The 22068-nt window shown below is 54.5% G+C and carries 17 protein-coding genes and 1 pseudogene; 16 read left to right on the forward strand and 2 right to left on the reverse strand.

Annotated features, from left to right (window positions below; genetic code table 11):
- Positions 1-2: 2 nt before the first annotated feature.
- From AC1RDJ_RS14675 to AC1RDJ_RS14745, 15 genes are all read left to right on the forward strand, one after another.
- Entirely contained in the window at positions 3-347 is a 345-nt protein-coding gene (locus AC1RDJ_RS14675; protein ID WP_493027840.1) for a hypothetical protein, read from the forward strand.
- Positions 344-868, forward strand: a complete 525-nt coding sequence (traF, locus tag AC1RDJ_RS14680; protein ID WP_493027841.1) for a conjugative transfer signal peptidase TraF — start codon at positions 344-346, stop codon at positions 866-868. Before AC1RDJ_RS14675 ends, traF (AC1RDJ_RS14680) begins: the two co-directional genes overlap by 4 nt.
- A gap of 14 nt (positions 869-882) precedes the next feature.
- Positions 883-1575 (forward strand): type-F conjugative transfer system protein TraW, encoded by a 693-nt coding sequence (traW, locus tag AC1RDJ_RS14685; RefSeq protein ID WP_493027842.1) that lies wholly within the window; start codon positions 883-885, stop codon positions 1573-1575.
- A complete protein-coding gene (locus tag AC1RDJ_RS14690; RefSeq protein ID WP_493027843.1) occupies positions 1572-2579 on the forward strand; it encodes a TraU family protein in 1008 nt (335 codons plus the stop codon). The genes traW and AC1RDJ_RS14690 overlap by 4 nt, the downstream gene beginning before the upstream one ends.
- Before the next feature lie 49 nt (positions 2580-2628).
- Positions 2629-3342, forward strand: a complete 714-nt coding sequence (trbC, locus tag AC1RDJ_RS14695) for a type-F conjugative transfer system pilin assembly protein TrbC (RefSeq protein WP_493027844.1) — start codon at positions 2629-2631, stop codon at positions 3340-3342.
- Between the two features lie 2 nt (positions 3343-3344).
- Positions 3345-4658: a conjugal transfer protein TraN gene (gene traN, locus AC1RDJ_RS14700; RefSeq protein WP_493027846.1), complete on the forward strand. Its 1314-nt coding sequence runs from the start codon at positions 3345-3347 to the stop codon at positions 4656-4658.
- Complete coding sequence (locus AC1RDJ_RS14705; RefSeq protein WP_493027847.1) at positions 4652-5065, forward strand: hypothetical protein; 414 nt, start codon at positions 4652-4654, stop codon at positions 5063-5065. The genes traN and AC1RDJ_RS14705 overlap by 7 nt, the downstream gene beginning before the upstream one ends.
- Positions 5062-5916, forward strand: coding sequence for a conjugal transfer protein TraF (gene traF / locus AC1RDJ_RS14710; protein ID WP_493027848.1), 855 nt, complete (start codon positions 5062-5064; stop codon positions 5914-5916). The genes AC1RDJ_RS14705 and traF (AC1RDJ_RS14710) overlap by 4 nt, the downstream gene beginning before the upstream one ends.
- A 10-nt stretch (positions 5917-5926) precedes the next feature.
- Entirely contained in the window at positions 5927-7348 is a 1422-nt protein-coding gene (locus tag AC1RDJ_RS14715; RefSeq protein ID WP_493027849.1) for a conjugal transfer protein TraH, read from the forward strand.
- 37 nt (positions 7349-7385) lie between these two features.
- Positions 7386-10250 carry a conjugal transfer protein TraG N-terminal domain-containing protein gene (locus AC1RDJ_RS14720; protein WP_493027850.1) on the forward strand — a complete coding sequence of 955 codons (2865 nt, stop codon included), beginning with the start codon at positions 7386-7388 and terminating at the stop codon, positions 10248-10250.
- Between the two features lie 449 nt (positions 10251-10699).
- Positions 10700-11278 carry a hypothetical protein gene (locus AC1RDJ_RS14725; protein ID WP_139144236.1) on the forward strand — a complete coding sequence of 193 codons (579 nt, stop codon included), beginning with the start codon at positions 10700-10702 and terminating at the stop codon, positions 11276-11278.
- Between the two features lie 31 nt (positions 11279-11309).
- A complete protein-coding gene (locus AC1RDJ_RS14730; RefSeq protein ID WP_493027851.1) occupies positions 11310-12308 on the forward strand; it encodes a S49 family peptidase in 999 nt (332 codons plus the stop codon).
- A 122-nt stretch (positions 12309-12430) separates the two neighbouring features.
- Entirely contained in the window at positions 12431-13672 is a 1242-nt protein-coding gene (locus AC1RDJ_RS14735) for an RNA-guided endonuclease InsQ/TnpB family protein (RefSeq protein ID WP_493027853.1), read from the forward strand.
- A gap of 680 nt (positions 13673-14352) precedes the next feature.
- Complete coding sequence (locus tag AC1RDJ_RS14740) at positions 14353-16071, forward strand: hypothetical protein (RefSeq protein WP_493027854.1); 1719 nt, start codon at positions 14353-14355, stop codon at positions 16069-16071.
- 12 nt (positions 16072-16083) lie between these two features.
- Positions 16084-16488, forward strand: a complete 405-nt coding sequence (locus tag AC1RDJ_RS14745; RefSeq protein WP_436572949.1) for a hypothetical protein — start codon at positions 16084-16086, stop codon at positions 16486-16488.
- Between the two features lie 637 nt (positions 16489-17125).
- Here the strand turns inward: AC1RDJ_RS14745 and AC1RDJ_RS14750 are convergent.
- A complete protein-coding gene (locus tag AC1RDJ_RS14750) occupies positions 17126-20812 on the reverse strand; it encodes an anti-phage protein Upx-like protein (RefSeq protein ID WP_493027855.1) in 3687 nt (1228 codons plus the stop codon).
- A gap of 606 nt (positions 20813-21418) precedes the next feature.
- Here AC1RDJ_RS14750 and AC1RDJ_RS14755 point away from each other — a divergent pair.
- Positions 21419-21520, forward strand: a pseudogene (locus tag AC1RDJ_RS14755) (DUF2274 domain-containing protein); the annotation flags it as partial.
- On the opposite strand, the gene AC1RDJ_RS14760 reads toward AC1RDJ_RS14755, so the two are convergent.
- Positions 21474-21974: a competence protein CoiA family protein gene (locus AC1RDJ_RS14760; protein ID WP_493027856.1), complete on the reverse strand. Its 501-nt coding sequence runs from the start codon at positions 21972-21974 to the stop codon at positions 21474-21476. The pseudogene AC1RDJ_RS14755 and the gene AC1RDJ_RS14760 overlap by 47 nt on opposite strands.
- Positions 21975-22068 lie beyond the last annotated feature (94 nt).

Consider the following 22068-nt stretch of genomic DNA (forward strand, 5'->3'; position numbering starts at 1 on the left):
TCATGCTGATCAATATCTTCGTATCGGCCTGCTTCGTGGCGCTCGGCATTGCGGCCTATGACCGGCTGGTGCTGCGGCCGATGCTGGTCATCGGGGTAGTCGACGCGGCGAACGTCTTCCATGCAAAACAGGAACAGTACCTCAACGTGGTGGCGGCCAGCCGTACCGACATGGAACGGCGGCAGGCGATATCTGACGCTGAACGATTCGTCCCCCGCTTTGCTGCTGCGCTGGCGCAATTGCCGCAAGAGTGCGCATGCCTGGTGGTCGACAAAACGGCGGTGATCGGCAGCCGCGCGACGCTGATCGATCTCACTCCATTGCTCAGAAAAAAGGTGAAGCTGTGACCCGCGATTTTTTTCAGCATGTGCGCAGACGCTGGTATCTGTACCTGGTTCTGGTCGTGATCTGGACACTGGCCTATGTGCGTCTGTTTATCGATGCCACCCCGCGCTTGCCTATTCTGTTTAACGTGACCCCCAGCTTGCCCTACACGGTCGCAGTAGTCGACTACCGGGCGGACGGCATCCGTCGCGGAGATTATGTGGTCTATGCATTCGAAGGGGCGGCGTACCGCATCTTCCCCGGCCTGTACCACCAGCCGTTCTTCAAGATCGTGCGCGGCGTGGCCGGCGACAAAGTGACGGTCCGGGATCGCCACGTTTTCGTCAATGGTGAGGAGGTCGGCATTGCCAAGACGCATACGACCGTTAAACACCTCCGGCTCGAACCCATCGCCGAGACCGTGATTCCGCCCTCGTATTTTTATGTGCAAGGCACCAGCCCGGACAGCTTCGATTCGCGCTACAGCATCAATGGCCTGGTACGCGCCGACGCGGTCCTGGGCGTCGTCATTCCGATCTTTTGAAGGAAAAGCAAATCATGCCATTACTTGAACCCGCACCCACGCCACGGGGTTTTCACAGCCTGCCATGCGGTGAGCTGACCAGGCGGATTTTGTCCGTCCTGTTGCTGGCCAGTGGCCTCATGGGAGCATTGGCAGAGGCCGAGGAACTGGCCGCGATCGGGCCGACGTATCCGATTGCCGAGCAAAACCTGCTCGACATGATCGCCCAGCGCCTGCGCGCGCTGGAAAAGAGCGGCCAGCTTCATAAGTTGCAGGAACAGGCGATCGCCAAAGGGCGGGCGGCAGTGGCCAATCCGGCCCCGGTGGCAGGTTTGACGGCGGCGAAGGCACCACGAACCGTCTATGTTGATCCCACCTATGTGCTCGACAGGAACATCCTCGACGCACAAGGTCACGTCCTGTTCCCCGCAGGAACGCGTACCAACCCGCTCGCGATCACGTCCATGTCGAAAAAGCTGATGTTTTTTGACGCGCGCGATCCGGCACAGGCAAGGATAGCGCGCAGCCTGCTTCAGCGCGATGGCGCGCGGATCAAGCCGGTACTCGTCGGCGGCTCGTATTTGCAGCTGATGAAACAGTGGAAGACGCGGATCTACTTCGATCAGCAGGGCAGGCTAGTACGGCGCTTTGGCATCCGACACGTCCCGGCCTTGGTCTACCAGGAAGGCATGCGCCTTCGCATCGACGAAATCGTGGTGGCCAAATGAGCCGACTAAAACACGCCATCGGTTTGATCCTGCTCCTCATCGGGGCAGGCCATGCCCAGGCGGCGCCGGCAGGTACCTGCACTGGCGCCTTCCCGAATCCGATCACGGATATTTGCTGGTCATGCATCCTGCCGATCTCCCTGGGCAGCGTCACCCTGGGCAACCTGGGCGGCCAGGAAGACACGGCCAATCCGTCCAGTCCGATTTGTTCGTGCAAAGTCAATCCGGTGATCGGCCTGTCCATCGGCTTTTGGGAACCCGTGCGCCACGTGGAAGTGGTGCGTAAACCTTTCTGCCTGGTGTCCCTGGGTGGCATCGATCTCAATCCGGGCATCCCTGCGCCAGAAGCAGCCCGGGCCACGGATGCAGGCGGCGCCCAGGACGCCTTCTACCAGGCGCATTACTACGTCAATCCGGTCATGTACTGGCTTAAGGCGGTCGCCGATTTTCCCTGCCTGGAGGCCGGCTCCTTCGATATCGCGTACATGACCGAGGTCGACCCGCTGTGGGCCGACGACGAGCTGACACTCATCATCAATCCGGAAACGGTCCTCTTTGCCAATCCCGGCGCCGTCGCCGCCTGCGCTGCGGACTGCGTTGCCGCCACGGCGGGATTTGGCCGCCCGGAATTGTTCTGGTGCGCCGGCTGTCAGGGAGGTCTTTTCCCGCTCGATGGTCACGCGGCCTATCACGTGGGCGGGGTGCGCACCGCCGAATTGATGATGCAGCGCCTCACCGCCAAGATGCACCGAGAACTGCTGACATGGGGCATGCATGGCCATAAAGGGCTGTGCGGTCCGTACTTCCTGCCGGAAATGGACAAGACGGCCTACAAATCTCAGCTGACGTATCCCGTTCCGGCCACCGACAAGGAACTGGGCAAATGCTGCCAGCCTTTTGGTCGCACCACCATCGCCTGGGGAGCGGGGAAGGAATACCCGGTCAAGGGCGAAGATTTTGCGTTTATGTTATTTCGAAAAAGGAACTGCTGTGTTGGCTACTAATCCGATCCAAGTGCCCTCTGCGGGCGCCAGGCCTGCTGCACTGCGTACCATGGCAGGGCTAGGTGCTCTGTTCCTGGCCCAGGCAGTGGCGGCGCAGGCGATACCAACGATCACCGACGCGGACATCGAACGTGCCAAAAAGCTGCAGCCGGTCATCACCGAGCAGGATATCGCCCGCGCGGTACGGGCCAATTCCATGCCACAAGACCCGCCGCCAGGGCCAACTTCCACTACGCCACGGATGCGGATCGACGCCTTGCCCCAGCCTCGCCCAACGCCACCCGTTGATCTGGGCGCCATTGCCAAAGGCTATGAAGCGGCGTCCAATCCAATCGCGCTGTCCGCGTTGAATGGCGACCGGCTGATGGTCTTTGTGACCTTCGCCATGCCGGAAGCCGCGCTGAATAAACTGGCGATGCAAGCGGCGCAGCTGCAGGCGACCCTGTTACTACGGGGCCTGGACGACGGATCACTGGTCAAAACCGTGGTGCATGTCCAAAAAATCATGGGCGAGCGCAAGGTGGCATGGCAAATCGATCCGCAGGCATTTGAGCGCTTTACGGTACGCCAGGCGCCGACCTTCGTTTTACTCAGTGCCGGCGCACCCGCCCAGGCCTGCGGGGCAGGGAGTTGTTTCGCGCCGGATGCTTATGTTCGCGTCGCCGGCGACGTCTCGTTTGAATACGCGCTCAAAACCATCGAGCAACGCGCACCGCGCTTCGCCGACAGCGCCGGCCGCTTCCTGGAGAAGATGGGAAAATAGCCATGCGCCGTTTGATCGCCCTGACGACCGCCTGCTGCTTGAGCAGCATGCAGCCTGCCATTGTCCTGGCGCAAGTCAACCAGGATCTGGCCGGCGCCACGGCTGCCAATCAGGCCGCCCGGGCCAGCGTCACCACTCAGAGCGCCACTGCCCACGTGCCCGGCTATACGCTGACGCCTCCCGAAACCGTCTACCACGGCAAGAGTAACCTCAAAAGCGATGCCAATACTCACCTGGCGGCCTGCGCCCTGACGCCTGGCGACCCTGCCTGCGCAGCGCAAGTGGGTGCCCTGAACTCGGCCAACACGCCGCGCCCGCCCGTGCTGGCCACCGATCCGGCTATCGCAGCCGCGCAAGCCATCGCCCGCGATCCCTTGAGTGCCGAGACGGCACTGGCCGCGTACACCACCGGCTGCCCCGCTGGCGCTACATGTGCGCCAAAAACGTTCTGTCTCGGTACGCAATGCTTCAGTACGAGTTATACGAATGACGTCGATTTTGCGCAGGTCATGACCTACATGGAGGCCGTGCGCGAGGCCGGCGTCTATCTCGATCCGAAGACCATGACTTTGTTCAATGGCGAGGGTAATACCTGCCGCAACCGGCTCCTCAAAAACTGCTGCTATACAGATGGCGCCGGGGCCCACTTTACTAACCAGTCCCTGTTTGGCATCGGCTCGCGCCTGGTATTCGACATCCTGATGAACAGTGGCAACCGCGAGTTCATCACGCAAGGCGCCAAGGCACTGCTGACCAGTGGCGGTTTCAGCGGCAGTTATACGACGTTTGGTGTGACGGTGGCCGTCAATGGCACGGCGCTGCCGGCAGGTTCCATCACGCTGGCCACCACCGAACACCTGGCGATCGCGTTCAATCCCTGGAGCCTGGTGATGACTGCGGTGATGTACATCGCGGTCTCGATGATGTCCTGCAACGCCGGCGAGGGCAAGCTGGCGATGAAGGAGGGCGCCCAGCTATGTCACACCATCGGCACCTGGTGCAGCTCCTGCATCCGGGTATTAGGGAAATGCGTGTCGTGCATCGAGCACACGACCTCTAAATGTTGTTTTAACTCGCGCCTGGCCAGGATGATCAACGAACAGGGGAGGGCGCAGCTCGGCATGGGCTGGGGAGCACCAAAAAATCCTGCCTGCTCCGGCTTTAGCTTGGCGCAGCTGCAAAGCATCGACTTTGCCAAACTCGATCTGACCGAGTTCTATGCCTCCATCGTGCCGACGCTGCCCAACGTGGCGGCAGTCAAGGATGCTGCCGCCCAGCGTGCGCCAGCCTGTTATCTGGGGAGAGGGAAATGCTGAATCGAACTACGACGCGCAAGGTTTCGCTTGCCCTTTGCTCTGCCATGCTCTGCGCCGCAACCTGTGCGGCCCCGGAAGCTACACCCCGCGTGGCGGTGAACGATCCGAAAGTACTGATGTTGGCGGCCATCGATGCACCAGACGGCCGTGCAGCCGGCATGCTGACGGGAGAACTGGCTGACGCGATCACCCGGCGCTTTTCTGCCTCCTCTGCGATCTTCATGGATGTGACGACACTGGCCCGCTACGCCCAGGACGGTTGCCGCCGGCTCAACGTCCGCTTTTGGCAGGAAGGCGTCAGGCTCGCACCGGGGCAGGGACCTCAAAAACAAACGATCGATATCGGCATCAATTACTGCCGCAATGGCCAGCCGCCCGCCAATCTGCGCCTGGAGAAATCGCCATGAGAAGGTACCAATACTGTCTGGCAGTGCTGCTCGCATGCGGAGCCGTACACGCCCAGGTTCCCGCCAGTGTCCCTGCACAAGGCCACGCTGCTGGCACGCAGGCCGCTGTGCGGCGCGGCTGGCATTTTTATGACGACCCGGCAATGCACGAACCGCAGAAGGAAGTAGTAACGCCTGCGTCAGTCGCGCTACCAAAACCCACCGGGCCGCAGCCGCCGCCTGAAGTCAAGGCGCTGCGTGAGTTGCAACTGCAGCTGGAACAGCTCAAGGCCGTCGCCGTCATGAACCCGACTGTCGCCAATGTGCGCCGCTACATGGAGCTCGAATCGAAGATCGTCAGGAATGCCTCGCTGTTTGCCGACCTGTCGCAGAAAGTGGCGTGGACCAATCCGGACCTGGACCCTACCACACAGGGCCGCCCCGTCAATGCCCAGGCGCTGGAGGTATTTGAACAGGTGCAGATGCAGGAGAGATATTCCGCCCTCGCCAACATCGGGAGCGACCACATTCTGATGTTCTTCTTCCGTGGCGATTGTCCGTACTGCCATGCCTATGGGCCGGTATTGCGGGCATTTTCCACGAAGTACCGTATCCAGGTGCTGCCAGTCAGCCTGGATGGCGGCGCGGTGCCGGGTTTTACCAATGCCCGCATCGATAACGGTACCGCCGCCACGCTCAACGTCAAGCAAGTTCCGGCGCTGTTTTTGGCACAGCCCATCACCGGCAAGATCATGTCGGTCGGTTTTGGTGTGCTGTCGGAAGGCCAGCTGGTGGAACGGATCGATGCCCTGCGGCCGCGCGCCGTTGAGGCCGTCGAAACACTTTTTGGAAAAACACTTTCATCTCGTTAAGGAGCTCATCATGCCTATGCGCAAACTCATCATCGCACTATCCCTGTCCAGCAGTACCCTGTACACCCATCTGGCCTTCGCCGGTGACCTGAATGCCGAAGTCAACAAGATGTTCAACGACCTCGGCGCCATCGGCAATTACTCGGCGCCGGGCGCCTTCCGTGGCCAGGTCTACAACACCTACAGTGGCGGCAGCCTGATGCTGCGCGCGCCGAACAAGACCTATCAACTCATGGCCATCGACTACCCGACGGCCAAAGCCGGCTGCGGTGGCATCGATCTTTTCGGCGGTTCATTCTCCTACATTTCGGCGGCCGAATTCAAGAACATGCTCAAGAACGTCACCTCCGCGCTGCCAGGCGTAGCGTTTCAGCTCGCGCTCGAATCGGTGTCCCCGATGCTCGGGGGTATCACCAAGTGGACCAAAAACCTCGAATCGATGATGACGAATGCGCAAATCAATTCCTGCAACACCGCAAAATCCCTGGTCTCGTCGGCCGCCGAGGCCACCGGATTTAGCTCCAGCAAGGCCTGCGAGGATATCGCCGTCTCGCTGGGCCTCGAATCGGACTATGCCGCAGCGGCCGTTCGCTGCAAGTCCGACAAGGGCTCCATTCTCGATACGGCGCGTAAATCTTCCGATCCTTTGGTCAAAAACAAGGCGCCGTTCGTCGGCAACCTCACCTGGGAATCGCTCAAGCTCGCCGGCAACTACCTCGACGACAAAGAGCGGGAAATGATCATGAGCATGGTCGGGACCGTTATTTTCTATCCGGAAGGACGAGACGACAACCCAATTGCTCCGACCTTCACTTCCATCTCCCAGCTGCTCTATGGCCAGTCGGACGCTGGCGGCGGGAACGTCCACCAAACAGTGTTGCGGTGCAACAATTTTACAACGTGTGACCAGGTTACCGTGGATCCCGCCTACGTCCACACGCCATTTACCGCCAAGGTTGAAAAACTGATGCGTTCTATCGCTTACAAAATCGAGACGCGCACACCGATTCCCAACATGTCGCCGGAGGTCGGTTTTGTGAACCAGACCAGTGAGCCTGTCTACCGCATGCTGTCGATCGGCGCATCGTTTCCTTCTGCCACAGCCAATGAGCAGCTGATTGCCACCTATCGGGATGTGATTGCCGCGGATTACGCCTACATGTTTCTCGAGAAGAACCTCAGGTTGGGTATGGGGGCGCTCGAAAAGGATTTCACGTTAAACGCCCAACAAAAGATAAGAGCGCAAGAAATCCGGCTGCGTGCCAAAGACATGCTGGCCCAGCTGTCCCGCGAAAAGGCCCTCGTCTACCAGAAAGTAGGCTCTATCACGGTGGTGTCCAACCACCTGGAACAACTGTCACGGCAAATGCGCGCCAATATGCCGCAGCAGGTACTCGATCTGCTGGGACGCCAGGCCGCCTATCTGCGTTGATAAAAAGTAGAGAAGTAAAAGAAGGAGGTAAATAGTCATGTGGGAAATTTTCGCTTACCAGAACTCGGACAGTTTGTACGGGCTGATGAATGCAGTGGCCGCCATGGTCGGCGCCAACACCTACCGAAATGCTCTCGGCATCGTCGCCGTGTGCGGCTTCGTGGCCGCACTGGTAGGCTATGCCTTCGCCCCGGAAAAGATGGTGGGCTGGAAGTGGCTCGCCTCGGTCGTCCTGGTATTTTCAGTACTCGTAGTGCCAAAGGTCACTGTCGGTATTGTCGACAAGACGGGAGGTTCGGCCGAAGTATTCGTCGACAACGTCCCGTTCGGCCTGGCGGTGCTTGCTTCGCTGACCAGTACGGTCGGCAATAGTCTGACGGAACTCGAAGAAACAGCCATGCAGGTGATTCCGGGGCCGGCCGGCATGCCGGATAAGCTGAGCTATCAGAACAATGGACTCATGTTCGGCAGCCGGCTGGTGCGCGAAACGTCCAAGGTCGTGTTCCAAAGTCCGTACTTCAGGAACGATCTGATTAATTTTCTGCACCAGTGCACGATGTTCGATCTGGCCTCTGGCTACCTGTCACCGGAAGCATTTGCGACCTCTGGTGACGTTTGGGCGCTCATGGGGGATCCCAATCCTGCCAGGTTTACCGGCGTCACGAATGCGGCCGGTACCTCGGAAGTGCTCACCTGTCCTCAGGCATATACAAAGCTATCGGCGAAAATGCCGGCCGAAGTTCAGCGCATCCAGGGCACACTGGCATTCCGCATGAATCCGACGCTTCCTGGGGCGGTAGCCTCGGCACTGATCGCGGACCAGATACAGCAAGCCTATCTGAAAGCAAAAATTGCCGACGCCTCGGCCAGCGCTGCTGATATCATCCGCCAAAACGCACTCATCAATGCTGTGAACGACACTAGCCTTCTGGCTGGCCAAAAGGACAACGATCCGGCCACGATGCTGCTGGCTGTCGGCCGCGCGCAGGCGGTGGTTCAGACCAATGCGGCGTGGATCAATGCTGGGAAAATAGCTGAACAAGCACTGCCCGTCATCCGTAACGTGGTCGAAGTGGTGGCGTACGCGATGTTCCCGCTGCTGATCCTGCTCCTTATGCTGGCTAACGGCAAAGATACCGTGGCTGGCTTCAAGAACTATGCGTCTGTGCTTATTTGGATCCAGCTTTGGCCGCCGTTGTATGCCATCCTCAACTACGCTGCGACCATGTATGCAATGCGCGATTTGGCCGCCGCGGCCAGCGTAGGCAACGGGGTCAACGCCCTGTCGCTGACTACTTCCTCGACCATTTTTTCCAGCGCCATTTCTGGCGAAGCCGTCGTCGGCTATATGACCATCAGCATTCCCTTCATTGCCTGGGCTGCCCTCAAGCGCATGGAGAACTTCGGCACCGCGCTCGTCGATGGCATGCGCCTGTTGCAAGGCAATGTGACCACTGCCACCAATTCGGCGGCAACAGGCAACGTATCTATGGGAAATGTGGCCATGGATCAGATGACCTTGGCGCCTGTCCGCTCGTCACCGTTCTTCAGAAGTCGGCAAAATGATTTTTCGGGGAACACGTATACAGGTGGTGAACTGTCTGGAATCACGGCAGGAAAAGCATTTGCCAATGAGGGGCCTGTTTCGAAGATCGTCGACGCCAAGATTACGCAACAGCACGTTGCAGCCGCTAGGAAGTCCGCTAGCGCGGCAAAGTCTGAGGCCATCGCAGCCACCAATGATAAAGCCGCAGTCCTGTCGGACGCGCTAACACATTCGCAAGGAACCTCTGGTATTCAAAACGCGTCTAAAGGTACAAACAGGGCTAGTACAGAAGGTTTTGGACAACGTACGAACGAGCTCCGCCAAGTGGCCGAGAATGTGGCCAAAGCAACTGGGGCCACCGAGCAGCAAGTAGCAACCGTCGCATTTGGCGGCGCTGTTGAGTTTAAGCCCGGCATACCTGGAGTCGGAAGCGTCGGTATATCTGCTCGTGGTGCCAAGGATTACGTCGCATCGATTGACCAACAACTAAAAGAGATCAAAAACAAACTAAGTAGTGAAGAGGTAACAAAATTTAAGGAATGGGGAGAAATGCTTGCCAAAAATACTAGCTTATTGAATTCGGTAATATCGGACCATAGAAATGGGCAAGAGATCGCTGCAAGATTGACAAATTCTGTTTCTAGATCTGAAAGAGCGGATGCAACGCTTCGAGAACAAGAAGAATATTCAAGAACTGTCTCCGGGGCATTTGAACGCGGTGAATTAATGAGCATCGATCTTGCAAAAAATCCTAAAAACATCGACTTGTTTGAAGCGCTACTCTCACATGGCGAGAGTAGCGCTTCCGCTCAAATACTATTTGATTCGCATTTAGGTAGTATCGCGAAGTCACCGATTATTCCTAGCGCAAAATCTAATCTTCCGAATTCATTTAAAGCTGTTCGAGAAATTTATCATCGTGATAAATCCGACCTGTCTTTGAATCAGGATTTAATAAAAATTCACAAAAACAACAAATTAAAGGTGAATCAAAAACCTTCCGGGAAAATAGGGGGCAGCGGGGAGGTTGCCGATGCAAGCGGCACAAGCTTACAGCGAGAAGGAAAAAGCTGGGTTGAAAAGGAACAAGTGAGAATCAAAGAATCCCCATCGCCATTGCAGAAGGAAATTTCTAACAAATACGACGCTTTAGACCGAGAAGTAAATCAATCAAAGAAGGATTTTTACAAATCTACAGGCATTAAAGAAAACCCATCAGGACACATTGCGACAGATAAATCTCTTTTTGGAAATGCAAATGAACAAGTTACTGAAGATCCCGATGTCGTTGCCAAACATTTCCAATATCTAAAAAGAAAGGCGAAAGATAATTTGAATAAATTATTAAATAAATAGACGCACATTAATTCTCCCTAGATAACCATCTAGCATCTAAACTTGAATTGCCATGCTCATCGATTCTGTATGACGGATTTTTTATGAGATTTCCATCATAAAAATCGGTATCGTATCGATGAGCATGAGAGCGCAATGTGGTTTCCCCACTGCATTTGTGAAATTTCGTAATTATATAATGTACAAGGTAAATCAATTCATATAGCATTACAATAAAAATGAAACCAATTATCGAAAAAATGGCTGTTACCGTTGTAGATTCGCCATATCCGAGAGCGCCACCGAAGATCGATCCGACGATTCCACACACCAATACTTTCTTTAAATGAATCATGAACTTCCTCCACGAACAGGTGACCAAGAAAGGAAATAATAGTGATATTTTTTCTTTTTTCAAGTATGTAAATATAAATTCAGACTGAATAACTTTACGGAAGGACATTAAAATCATGTATGGCTGGAAATTTTTATCAATTATGATTTTCCTTTCTTTAAGTCTTTTTTCAACTTCGTCGCATGCTGTAGCCTTCGCAAAAAAACCGACGGATGACTCGGTCTGCGATTTAGCGCCGAAGACCACGAGTCGGTTAGGGCAAAGGACCTTCGTTGAAGCCGGCACGCGCGATGAGAGCGAAATTTATGCTCGGCTCGCCCTTCGCTTCGTCACAAAGGCGTGTACAAATGGCCAGGTTTTGCTTTTGCACTCCGAGGATGGAACAGAATTCGACGAGCAATATTTTCGCGCCGTTACAGCTCAGCTATGTAGCGCCTCTGCGGTAAAACGAGAATCTGCCGCTACTCAAGAACGCCCACATGCTTTCATGCTGGAATGCCCGATCTCGAAGATCAAAGAAGCCACCGCAGCATTAGCCGAAATGGAAAAAGCAAAACCGACGGAAGCCATGATCGCGGACGGTGCGCCGATGCGAAGTGCACAGCCAAACCGGAGAGAAGAAGAAAAAAAAACGTGCGGTGACAAGATGACCTGGGAAACTGTCGTACTGGGTTGGGGGGGCAGTTGTCGCTAACTTCTCGCGCCTAGCCCCCCAAGGAAACGCCATGGAAAACAAAGACCATAAGAGTCAAGCTGAACTGCAGGCCGCCAATCTCGCACTACTGATGTTGGCTGAGATACGCGAACAACGCGCGGGATTCAGGGAAGAACGCCTGGCGCTTGAGCGGGATCGAAAATTTGCTCGCCGCCTCACCTTGACGCTGAAGTCGTTGCTCGTTCTCATGCCACTCTTGCTCGGCCTGTACTTTTTCATGCAAATGTTGCAGTTTAAAATAGGTCCCTTCAGCCCGGTCATAGGCATTGTGCACATCGAAGGCGAGATCGCTGCAACCTCACTCGCGTCCGCAGACAAGATTGTGCCGGCCCTGAAGCGGGCGTTTGAGTCCGGCAACGTTACGCAGATAGTTCTGGCGATAGACAGTCCCGGCGGCGCGCCGGTCGAGGCCGAGCGTATCGGAAACGCGATTCACTCTTTCAGGAAAAAGCACCCGAAACCGGTAGTGGCGGCGATCAGCAACGTCGGCGCGTCGGCTGCCTACATGATTGCCTTGCACGCCGACAGGATCATCGCCGGGAAATATAGTCTGGTGGGATCGATTGGCGCCATCATCGCACCATGGCAGCTATCGCGTGCGCTGGATCGGATGGAAATCTCGCAGCATGTATATGCATCCGGTCACCTGAAGGCATTCTTGAATCCGTTCACGCCGCCTAGCCAGGATGCGCAAGCCAAGGCGCAGGATTTGGTGGACAGGGTAGGGCGAACCTTTTTGCGCGAACTTGAGGAACGGCGCGGCCGCGTCCTGCGGCACGACGTCAACTACGCCAGCGGGGAAATCTGGAGTGGGTTAGAGGCAAAGGAAATCGGCCTGATCGATGCCATCGGTACGGTGGATGACTTCGTGGATGCTCAAAAGGAGGGGACTGCATTCAACTTTGGACCACACCCTGGCGGATTTGGCCAAATGGGTGCCCTGATCTCAACCTCGCTCATTTCTTCGCTCGACGACATCATCGCGAGGCAGAGGTTTCAGCTCAGGTAGAGGAGGGAGAGCGGAGGTGCAATTCAGTACGGTATGCAACCCATGTCAAGCAAAAATACGGCGCAAATTGGCTAGCTTTCTTGTGGCCGATACTGCCTTCACACGAGTAAGCTTGAAGAATCATGGAAAGATATCAAGCCTACGGGTTCGAGTTGAGACCAACCGGCGAACAGGAGCGCGCCATGCGCCGCTTCGCTGGTTCGTGCCGGTTCGTCTTCAACAAAGCCTTGGCTCTGCAAAAAGAAAATCACGCAGCCGGCAACAAGTTCATCGGATATGTGGAGATGTCGAAATATCTGACAGCATGGCGCAACTGTTGCGAAACTCCTTGGCTTGCTGCCGCACCTCGTTCAGCACTTCAATATGTGTTGAAGGACTTAGAGAAAGCTTACGCGAATTTCTTTGCTGGCCGTGCAAAATTTCCGAAATTCAAGTGCAAGGGCGATAGAAACTCCTTCCGCGTGGCAGCAAAAGGGGCAATTAGAATCGAACAAACCAACAGCCGCCTGCGTTTTCCCAAATTAGGATGGCTGCGGTACCGCAAGAGCCGGGACATTGTTGGTGAACCTGTGAATGCAACCATAAGCCAGGCTGATGGTAAGTGGTTCATTTCAATACAAACCCGGCGCGAAGTAGATCCGGTGGTTCCTATCGCTACGAGTGCAGTTGGAATAGATGTCGGCATCGCTCGCTTCGCCACCCTAAGCGACGGCAGCTTCATAGCGCCGCTGAACAGCTTCAAGAGACACCAGCAGCGCTTGGCGCGGTACCAGCGCCGCATGGGCCGCAAGGTCAAATTCAGCAATAATTGGAGAAAGGCAGTCGCCAAAGTTCAACGGATTCACACCTGTATTGCGAATGCCCGGAAAGACTTTCTGCACAAGGCTACAGCAGCGATTAGCGAACATCACGCGCTTGTCTGCATTGAGGATTTGCAGGTACGGAATATGTCCAAATCGTCAAAGGGATCGGTTGCACAGCCAGGCAAGAGGGTGCGTCAGAAAGCCGCGCTGAACCGTGCCATTCTCGACCAGGGGTGGGGCGAGTTTAGACGGCAGCTCGACTACAAGATGGAATGGAGTGGGGGCATGCTGCTTGCCGTGCCTCCGCACCACACTAGCCAGACGTGCCCGACTTGCAGGCACATATCAAAAGACAATCGGCAGACCCAGGCGAAATTCCTGTGCGTCAATTGCGGTTACGCAAATCATGCAGATGTAGTGGGAGCTGCGAATATACTGGAGCGGGGGCACCGCTTGCTAGCCTGTGGAGAGATGGCGCAGTCAGGCCGCTCGAAGAAGCAGGAACCCGCCGAAGCGCTTCGCAACTCATCGCGCCGCGCGGTAGAAATCCCTGTCCTTTAGGTAGGGAGGATGTCAATTTAGCCTGTGGAGAGATGGCGCAGTCAGGCCGCTCGAAGAAGCAGGAACCCACCGAAGCGTTTCGCAAGTCATCGCGCAGCGCCGTAGAAATCCCTGTCCTCTAGGCAGGGTGGATGTCAATCCAAGAGTGGGCAAATGCTGGCGAGAAATACTAACTTGTTGAAGTCGGTTGCCGACGTGCCTGCCGGCCCAGGGATCACCCGCATGGCCGCCTCTTCCAATTTCATCGGGCTATTGCCGACAGTGCTGGTCAGCGAGGCGAGCACCGCCAGGCCGAACGGGACGTTTTCGGCGATGACTTCGCACCGCGCGGGATATGACGGTAGTCGGTACCACACCAGCCAGACGTGTCCGGCTTAGGGGGCGGCGGGGCAATAACGGCGCGTACGTCACCGCTTCAACAACAAGCTGCTCCGGGCCTTACGAAAAGCCGCATGTCAAACGACTTGCGAGTCGTCTAGTGAGTTCATGCCGATTCAGACGGACAATTTCCTTGTTGATGAATGATTGGATCGTGATCGCGGCCAGTGATTTGATTACGACGTATTGAATTTCTACCACTTTGTAAGTTTTGTTCTTACAACCTGATAGTCTATAGTCATATCTTTGAGAGAAAAGGTAATGGCTACGCCCAAGCGGGCGCTTGCCACTATGGAGACAGAATGACGATTATGGAACTGATTGAGCACCTTCTACCTGAGGGGGCCGATGCCTATGACTCTATGAAGGAGGTTCAAGAATATCCACTGAATATAGACAGGGACCAATGTCCGACCTGGCCGATCGATCTCTTCGCAGTTGTTGGCTCAATCATTGAAAGATCTGGTTGTTACACGCTCGCTAGTCCTGACCGCGCGCGACTTGTTGCTCATGCCGAGTATCTTGATTTAATCATTGAGACTGCCAAGGAGTGGAATGCCAATGTTAGTGAAGTGCCCGCCTTGGTGAAAGATTGGTGGGCTGCGGTCGTGTTGGTCTATGCGGAGACACCAATCGATCGAATTGGACAGAATTTAAACTTGGTTAAATTACTCTTGAGCTTGTTTGCAGTTGCCGATGAAGCATGTATCGGCATGGGATGGGACGTGAATCCTGATAATGCAATGGGCCACCAGTTTTCATCCATCGCTTTTGCTGCGCTGACGAAGGCCAACCCCGCATTGGCTCTGCCCTACGTTCCTAAATCGTTATGTGTTATGGTTTCCCCTGATCTCGCTGTAGTCTTACCCAAATCGATCAACTCGGCGGTAGGTTGTACTATTCGTAGTCTTTCCCATTATTTGGCGCTTTTGCCTCCCAGTTCAGTGCTGGATACGTCTTGGATTCTGTCCAGTAAAAAATCGGTGGTTGTAGTTGGATCTGATCTCACCGCTCCGTATGACATGCGACTTTTGCTCATCCCATTTCCCTATACGATCGATGCGAGTAGTTTTAAACGAAGCTCACCACGCACGCCGCTCGGGAAAAATCATGTGCCTGCTTACTTCGAGTTGGTCACCCGTTGGCTTAAATCAGAAGGGAAGTCATTAACAGGTCAGCAATTGGCGGACGATTTAATCGTGCCGCTTATTGATCAAGCGTTTGTAGAAACAGGGGAAAAACCCAACGGTATCATTCTTCCTGAGTGTGCTTTGACGACAGCGCTTGCTGGCGAGTTAGCCGAGGCGCTAAGAAATACTGGTATTGAATTTCTTATAACAGGTGTTCTTGATACGTCTGATGACGGTACCCACTACAACCGAGCGCTCACGATTGCGTTTCAAGAGGGGGGAGATGTCACGATCGCTGAGCAAAATAAACACCATCGTTGGCGGCTCGATCGGGGTCAAACTGAGCGGTACGCTTTACATTTCGATGATGATGCTGGGAATGATAAATGGTGGGAAGACATTGATGTAAGTCAACGTAAATTACCTTTCCTGACATTGCGTAAAGACATGTCACTTGCCACTCTAATATGTGAGGATCTCGCGCGTACAGATCCAGCCATGACGGCCATTCGTGCAGTGGGGCCTAACTTAGTGGTAGCATTGCTGATGGATGGGCCCCAATTGTCCACCCGTTGGCCTGGCCGTTACGCGACAGTGCTCGCCGAGGATCCTGGTTCGGCGGTGTTGTCGTTTACGTGTGCGGCGATGGTGGATCGGTCAAACTGGCTAGAGGCCAAGCCCGCTAGATCGATTGGATTGTGGCGCGACGGTGCGGGGCGGACACAAGAGATCGGCCTCCCTGCTGACAGCCTAGGTGTTGTGCTCACCTTGCAATCCAAGCAAAAGCACCAAAATACTTTGGACAATCGGTCGGATAACTCCCTATCTCGACAGCTGACATTACGTACGGTTGTGCCACTTTTTCTTGTGAAACCACCGCTTTGGATATAGACTGAATTCACTATGTCACCTCCTAACATCAAAATCCATTCTGGAAGTCGGAAACCATTTGCCGAAGAGGCGCCTGTTGTCGAGGCGGCACGTCAAGCGGCGGCCGATATTGCTCAGAAGTACGGAAAAATCGAAGGAGCAGCTTTGTTTAAGGGCTCTGCGCACATAGCTGCTCTACCTACTGTTCATCCACAGGCCGTCGATATAGCCCGTGAAGCGCTCTCCAGGCTGTCTAATGTGTCGAACGGTATTATAAATATTCCTATGAGTGTTACAGGGCAAAATGCGCTGACAGCGCTGGAGATCGCAAAAAAAAGGAGCGATCCCGCGACCGTAAGACTTCGCGAGGCACTGACAGAGGCAGGGGCGGGACAGAGCATGCTTGAATCGCTGCGGCGGTTGGGCATCAACGTGTAGTGTGATACCTGAGAACTAAGAAACGGCCATTAGGCCGTTTTTTTTGCCTCCCATTTGTCAGGGGGGGGCGACATTGGGTAATCCCCCATTTTTAGAGCGCTCTAAAAATACAGGTTAAGCGGCCGTGGCAAGCTTCTGTTTTGGCGTGATGCCGCCAGGTGCCATGTCGTGCCGGCCGTGAGCGCAACTCCATCGCCGGCGCGCAGAGTCCCCGATTAGATCGAGCGCGCGAAGCAGATGACGGGCTAGTTTATCGTAGCCAACTGTGCCGCTTTCGCGCGCAAAAACAGGCGCTCTGCTGCTGCCTTAGTCAGCTATGCCATCCTTCGCCGGCAGTTATGGCTTGGGACGGCCTGCTTTTGCTAGAGCGCGGCAGGAGTCTCTGCAGGGCAGGGGTGATAGACAGGTCAGACTCGATTTCGTCGGTGGATCAGGCAGCTATCGCGCACCAAGAGTCTGGCAGGGTGTCCATGCCCAACACGATCCATTGGTTTTTCATCTTTCAAGAACTGTGAATCACGAGAGACTGACCCAGCGGTGGCAATTCAGAGCGCTAATCGGCCCCATCAGTTTCCGCCCTATAGCTGACATTGCGGCGTGGACCTCGCTGTGCTCAATTGAAGTACGAGTGCTCTCTTCAAACGCGTCCCAATGCGCGGATAGGGAGGATCTCCCCAACGGAAATGGGAAGGTCTTTCGCATACATCATCGGCACATCTGTGTTCGTGACCAACCGTCCTTGAACAGCCGAAATCTTGGCGGCTCGGTCTAAGCCAAGCGCACGTGGGATGCCGGATGGCGATGCCTGGAGCCACGCCAACCGGCTCAAATGCCGCGCCAACTTATCTTTCTCCTCACCTGCGAATTTCTGTAGTACGTCGGCGACCTCACCAACAGTCCGTGCCGGCTGTAGGCGTTTGCATTCAATAATAAGAACCCGGCTATCTGGGTGCCTGGCGAGAACGTCTACGTCACCCATTTCTTGGGTCCCGCCAAGTTCCGTCATCTGAACACGAGCGCGCGCCACCCACCCGCATGCCGTCAGCTTTTCAACGACTTCATCTTCAAAGGCCCCTCCCAACACATGCGCGGTCTTGCCCGAAAAAGCTTTCATCGCTTGAGAGACAAAGTAATCTTGCGGCATCCAAGCCCTGCTGGAGCGGCTCATCAGGTAATTCCACGATTGCAGCACCTGACTAACACCGAAATAAGCGAGGTCCTTATCTGTAATACCCGTACACACCACTGGTCGCGAGATGATTGAAAGACGGCGTTTGAAGAGCCAGGGCCAAGTGTCCTTCGCCAAAAAGCCTTTCGGCGGTTTGTCCCATTTTAGTCTGCGAATCAACGCAAAGCCGCTGACAAACGCATTGCACTTTTCCGAGCTAATTCCGCGCCTCTCTATGAGCCGCGCCTTTAGAGGACCAATCTCCATCTTGACTACCACCCGGTCCAAGTCAGTTGCCATATCAACAAGCTCTGCAAAGCAGTCGATTAATTCATCGGGGCTAAGGCCATACTCTCTCTCAAAAGCTTCCACGAAATCTTCTCCATAAAACTCGGATGCGAGGCTGCGCCCGCTACGTTCCTTTTTTTGGTAATACGACGCGTAGTCTGCAGCCGCATCTCTATACTCATCAGAATACTGATTTGCTACGAACGGCCGCATTATTGAGGATTGATAAGAGCGGTCAATTTCGTATTCACCGTTCGGGAACACCGTGAGCTTGGCCGGCGCAAGTTCTCCGCGAATTGCATCAGAATCGTAGGCGACTTCAATTAGCAATGAGGTTCGCGCAATCAACAATTCGAGTTCAGCCCGCGTTACCTGAGGCTTGCCTATTAATACACACTCACACACAGCCATCTCCGCAAGCACCCGAGTAGCCAAGGAGGTCCGATTTCTTTTTTGCTCGCGGGTAAAAGCCGCATCAAGCCCCTCGCCATTATCGTTCAACGACAGAATCGCTTTGGCGGTCCGCCGCCAATGCATTCTATCTGTGTAGATGGCTTCATTTGATGACATCAGAACGTTTAAGACCGAGTCCAAATCTAGCTCATTGAGCTGACGCTTAATCTCATTCCAAATCCTAGCGACATAACTGTTTAAAACCTCAGTGCAGGACGAGCTTCCGATAAGCACTTTCACTTTAGCGGGCGGCTTTGCATCTAAGCCAATTCGGACAAAAGCAGCATCGGCACGGCTTAACCAAACCACTTCAGCGCTCGAGGTCCAAATCAGATGGTCCGATTTTAGAGTGCTACTGAAAAGATGAACCAAACGAGCGCCATCCGAAGGTAACGCAGCAGCGACCGCTTGCTGAACAAGATTTTCCTCTAGCGGAACAACCAATTTGGACGCTGTCTCCAATGCTGAAACAAATGCCGAAACCAGTGTCTGTTCTCCTTCGTTCCCAACCCTACGGAAAATGGCAAAGAAGTCCCTCGGTAGGCTAACAGTAGCGCGTCCAGCCGATGCCGAACTAACGATAGGCTTGATGGCCGGGTCGTCAAGGGCCGTGTACGATACCGATTCGAGGTCTACCATCCGCGTACAGTCTAGAAACACCTCTAATACGCCTTCAGGTATGGCACCTTGAGCATCGAGGAAGAGAGCGACCTCAGCGAAGGAACCGAGAAAATCAGACCAGAGCCGGAACACATATTTTCGCTTGCTGGCGTCATATTCCTGGTCAGCACAAATCAGCCATCGTGGACCTTTCGAGGTTTCCACCGCGACCGCCAGCGTCAATTGTTCGACTACGCTTTCGCATATAAAAATAGGTTGCTTAGCCCGACTGTCAAAATAAGAATCTCGTCCGTAACGCTCGCATACCATCCACTTGCCAGACCAAGTTAAAATTGAATGTTTGTCGCGCGATTTTCGAACTTTTTGCCTGAAGCCAAAAACCGAATCCGATGGAACCATTACCATGGCCCCCTTTCTCAACGGTAAATCTCGCGGCCAGATACTAAAATCGTCTTGTACCCACTGACAAAACGAGCTGAAGCTGCCAAAGCTGAAATGCTTTGCTTGGTGCGAAGCCACCCAAGTCTCTTGGCGCAAAAATCTAAATAGCAAATCGACAGCTTTATCCTGATATGCAGCCAGCATGTCGAGGTCTGCAAGTCCCAGAAAAACCACGTCCCATGACAAACCCAGTCGCGGCAATGATGAAGCAAAGCCGCGACCAACACCGGCGCGAATCACGATTGTTGTACCATGCTTAAAGCCAGGTTCCGCCTCACAGCGCGTAGCACTACAATTCATGAAATCGTCGAACGCAGCTTGCTGCTTCTGACTTAGTTTGCTGGAGAGCCCCCAACCTTGCTCTACACATTCACCAAGGTCTTCATGCAAAACAACTACGTGGACATGCTCGGACATGTCGCGCTTAAAACACCAGCTCTGAATCTGCGGCAAATCCTGCTGGGTTTCTGTCGACAGAAGAGAGGGATACTCCTCCCCAATATTTTGCAGCAAACGCCGCACAAGAGTCGCCTGCCGCCGACCTAACGCGCCATCAAAAACCTTAAATGCCCGGGCTTCAACCACTTTTCTGAGGATATAAGCGCGCAGTGCCGAACCAACCCCTGCTGGTAGCGCTAGCACGTATTCATTCCCGAATCGAATGACAGGCCGCAGTTCAAGTGCTGTCTCCTGGGTCACCGCTTGCAGTGGCAGAATCTTCACGTCCTCATCCGTAAATAGAAAGGGTTCTAATTCTGTCAGCTCAATTCCCAAGTGGTTCAGTTCTGATTCGGTAAAGGTAATCGCTGCGGCTCTCTGGTCGATATTAGTATTGGGGCCAATGACCAAGATGCCAGCGCGAGACGATGGTTCCGCATGCCACCGCACTATATTCAGCCTCGCAGCGACAGCATCTCCCATCCGCAATAACGCATAAACATTACGAAGTGCAGACGCGATGGGCGCTATGGACACCGACAAGGCCTCAGCGGAATCAAGCATCTGCTGTAAATGGAAATCGCTGCTTTCCCAAGTACCCTCGAAGAGTCGGAAGTTACCCACTTTGGAGCAGATGTTACTAACGAAAACATCCTCGGGAGGGTCCTCTGCAGTTGCCACAGCAGAATTCCCAAGGTTGCGATTTAGCCACCGGCCGATATCCGAAAACGTTGGCTTCCTGTTCCCTGTACAATTCGCTACCGCGAGATGAACCATCATTTCGATACGAATGGTATTTGCGTGAAATGCAGGAACCGTTAGCAACCCCGCGCAACGGGCTACTGTCGCCTTGCGGTCGAACTGTTTGAGCACTCTCGAGAGCGTATGGTTTTTATCCGAGCCGACCTGATACATAAACGAACACCTATAAATACGTGAATTGCTGGTCTACCGTCTTCAATACGAAAACGCATATAAAAAAACAGTCTAAAATTTGACATTCCGAGGAAACTGCAAAGTTTGCGTTAAAACACCAAAGCAATTGTCCCCTCGCTAACTTCCTGGATTCCATTGGCGTCGCATTGACAGATTTTCGCCATAATGCGAATAATTGTGAAAATACAAGAGGATTGGTGAGTCTCCGCTCCTTACTGCGGATACAATCGAATCACGCAACACTTTAACTTAAATGCATCGTTGCAGAGTGGAAATGATGCGAAAGAGAACCCGAATCGATTGCGCCGCGCCCCGCGAACCCCGGGATTAATGTTGCAGGGGGGGAGCCCCGGAAGAGTTCATGGTGGAATTCACCGAAGCTCAAGCAGCTTGTGCTAGAGCGCGGCATGAGTCTCTGCAGGGCAGGGGAGATAGACCCAGACCCGATCTCGTCGTTGGATCAGGCTGCTACGAGATCGCACACCAGGTGCCGGGCTGGACACCCAGCGCCCTAACGGATCCATAGGTTCTCCATTTTTCAAAACTATGGATCAGGAGAGTCTAAGCTACGAGTGGCGATTCAATGCGATGATGCTGATCCAGCACATGCTGGAAGCGTTCATGGCAGGGGACCGGGGATTCAGAAAAGGGAGAGCGACCAAAGCTGTGCCGTTGAAGTCTTCTTGACGAGGCCAAAGCCCACGCCTGCATGTTCAAACCGGAATGGACCTCCCAAGCGAGCGGTCACAGCAAGGCCGGCGAGGTAGAAGATATAAGGGCCAGCATTGAAGAAGACGTGGGCTGCAGCACGCTTCCACTTCTCGATAAATTGCTTGTTCGGTCCCATCCAGTGCATGACGGCGAATTCCTTGCCGTCGAGATTGATGACGCGCGAGCTGAGGTCGAGCGACATGCTGAAATGAGTTCGCAAAAAGGAGCTTTCGCTGTGTATGTGTACCAACCAAAACATTCGATGCTCGCGTCGATAAAAGGCTTCTCGTGCGATTCGCTCATCCTCGCTGATCGAAGAATGCTGCAGCTCAAGCACAGTTGTGCGCGGGGTGCCGCTTCCGACCAGGATGTCAGCTCGGTGCAGTTCTCCGGTCGCTGAGTCGCGCAATGCGACTTCGAGGAAGGACATATCGAAGTGTTCTTTCCAACCGAGGTGCTAAGGTCCTTCCGGCTCAGTCCAGGGATCACAGTCGCCCGGCTTGTGCCGCCAGTTGGGCGCATTC

The organism is Janthinobacterium sp. GW822-FHT07H10 (assembly GCF_058798675.1).

What these genes read in the sequence shown, in the direction of transcription:
- AC1RDJ_RS14760 (WP_493027856.1), bottom strand. Translation starts at nt 21,974, where the DNA reads ATGTCCTTCCTCGAAGTCGCATTGCGCGACTCAGCGACCGGAGAACTG.
- trbC (WP_493027844.1), top strand. Translation starts at nt 2,629, where the DNA reads ATGGCAGGGCTAGGTGCTCTGTTCCTGGCCCAGGCAGTGGCGGCGCAG.
- AC1RDJ_RS14725 (WP_139144236.1), top strand. Translation starts at nt 10,700, where the DNA reads ATGTATGGCTGGAAATTTTTATCAATTATGATTTTCCTTTCTTTAAGT.
- AC1RDJ_RS14690 (WP_493027843.1), top strand. Translation starts at nt 1,572, where the DNA reads ATGAGCCGACTAAAACACGCCATCGGTTTGATCCTGCTCCTCATCGGG.
- AC1RDJ_RS14745 (WP_436572949.1), top strand. Translation starts at nt 16,084, where the DNA reads ATGTCACCTCCTAACATCAAAATCCATTCTGGAAGTCGGAAACCATTT.
- AC1RDJ_RS14740 (WP_493027854.1), top strand. Translation starts at nt 14,353, where the DNA reads ATGACGATTATGGAACTGATTGAGCACCTTCTACCTGAGGGGGCCGAT.
- traW (WP_493027842.1), top strand. Translation starts at nt 883, where the DNA reads ATGCCATTACTTGAACCCGCACCCACGCCACGGGGTTTTCACAGCCTG.
- AC1RDJ_RS14750 (WP_493027855.1), bottom strand. Translation starts at nt 20,812, where the DNA reads ATGTATCAGGTCGGCTCGGATAAAAACCATACGCTCTCGAGAGTGCTC.
- AC1RDJ_RS14730 (WP_493027851.1), top strand. Translation starts at nt 11,310, where the DNA reads ATGGAAAACAAAGACCATAAGAGTCAAGCTGAACTGCAGGCCGCCAAT.
- traN (WP_493027846.1), top strand. Translation starts at nt 3,345, where the DNA reads ATGCGCCGTTTGATCGCCCTGACGACCGCCTGCTGCTTGAGCAGCATG.
- AC1RDJ_RS14705 (WP_493027847.1), top strand. Translation starts at nt 4,652, where the DNA reads ATGCTGAATCGAACTACGACGCGCAAGGTTTCGCTTGCCCTTTGCTCT.
- traF (WP_493027848.1), top strand. Translation starts at nt 5,062, where the DNA reads ATGAGAAGGTACCAATACTGTCTGGCAGTGCTGCTCGCATGCGGAGCC.
- AC1RDJ_RS14735 (WP_493027853.1), top strand. Translation starts at nt 12,431, where the DNA reads ATGGAAAGATATCAAGCCTACGGGTTCGAGTTGAGACCAACCGGCGAA.
- AC1RDJ_RS14715 (WP_493027849.1), top strand. Translation starts at nt 5,927, where the DNA reads ATGCCTATGCGCAAACTCATCATCGCACTATCCCTGTCCAGCAGTACC.
- AC1RDJ_RS14675 (WP_493027840.1), top strand. Translation starts at nt 3, where the DNA reads ATGCTGATCAATATCTTCGTATCGGCCTGCTTCGTGGCGCTCGGCATT.
- AC1RDJ_RS14720 (WP_493027850.1), top strand. Translation starts at nt 7,386, where the DNA reads ATGTGGGAAATTTTCGCTTACCAGAACTCGGACAGTTTGTACGGGCTG.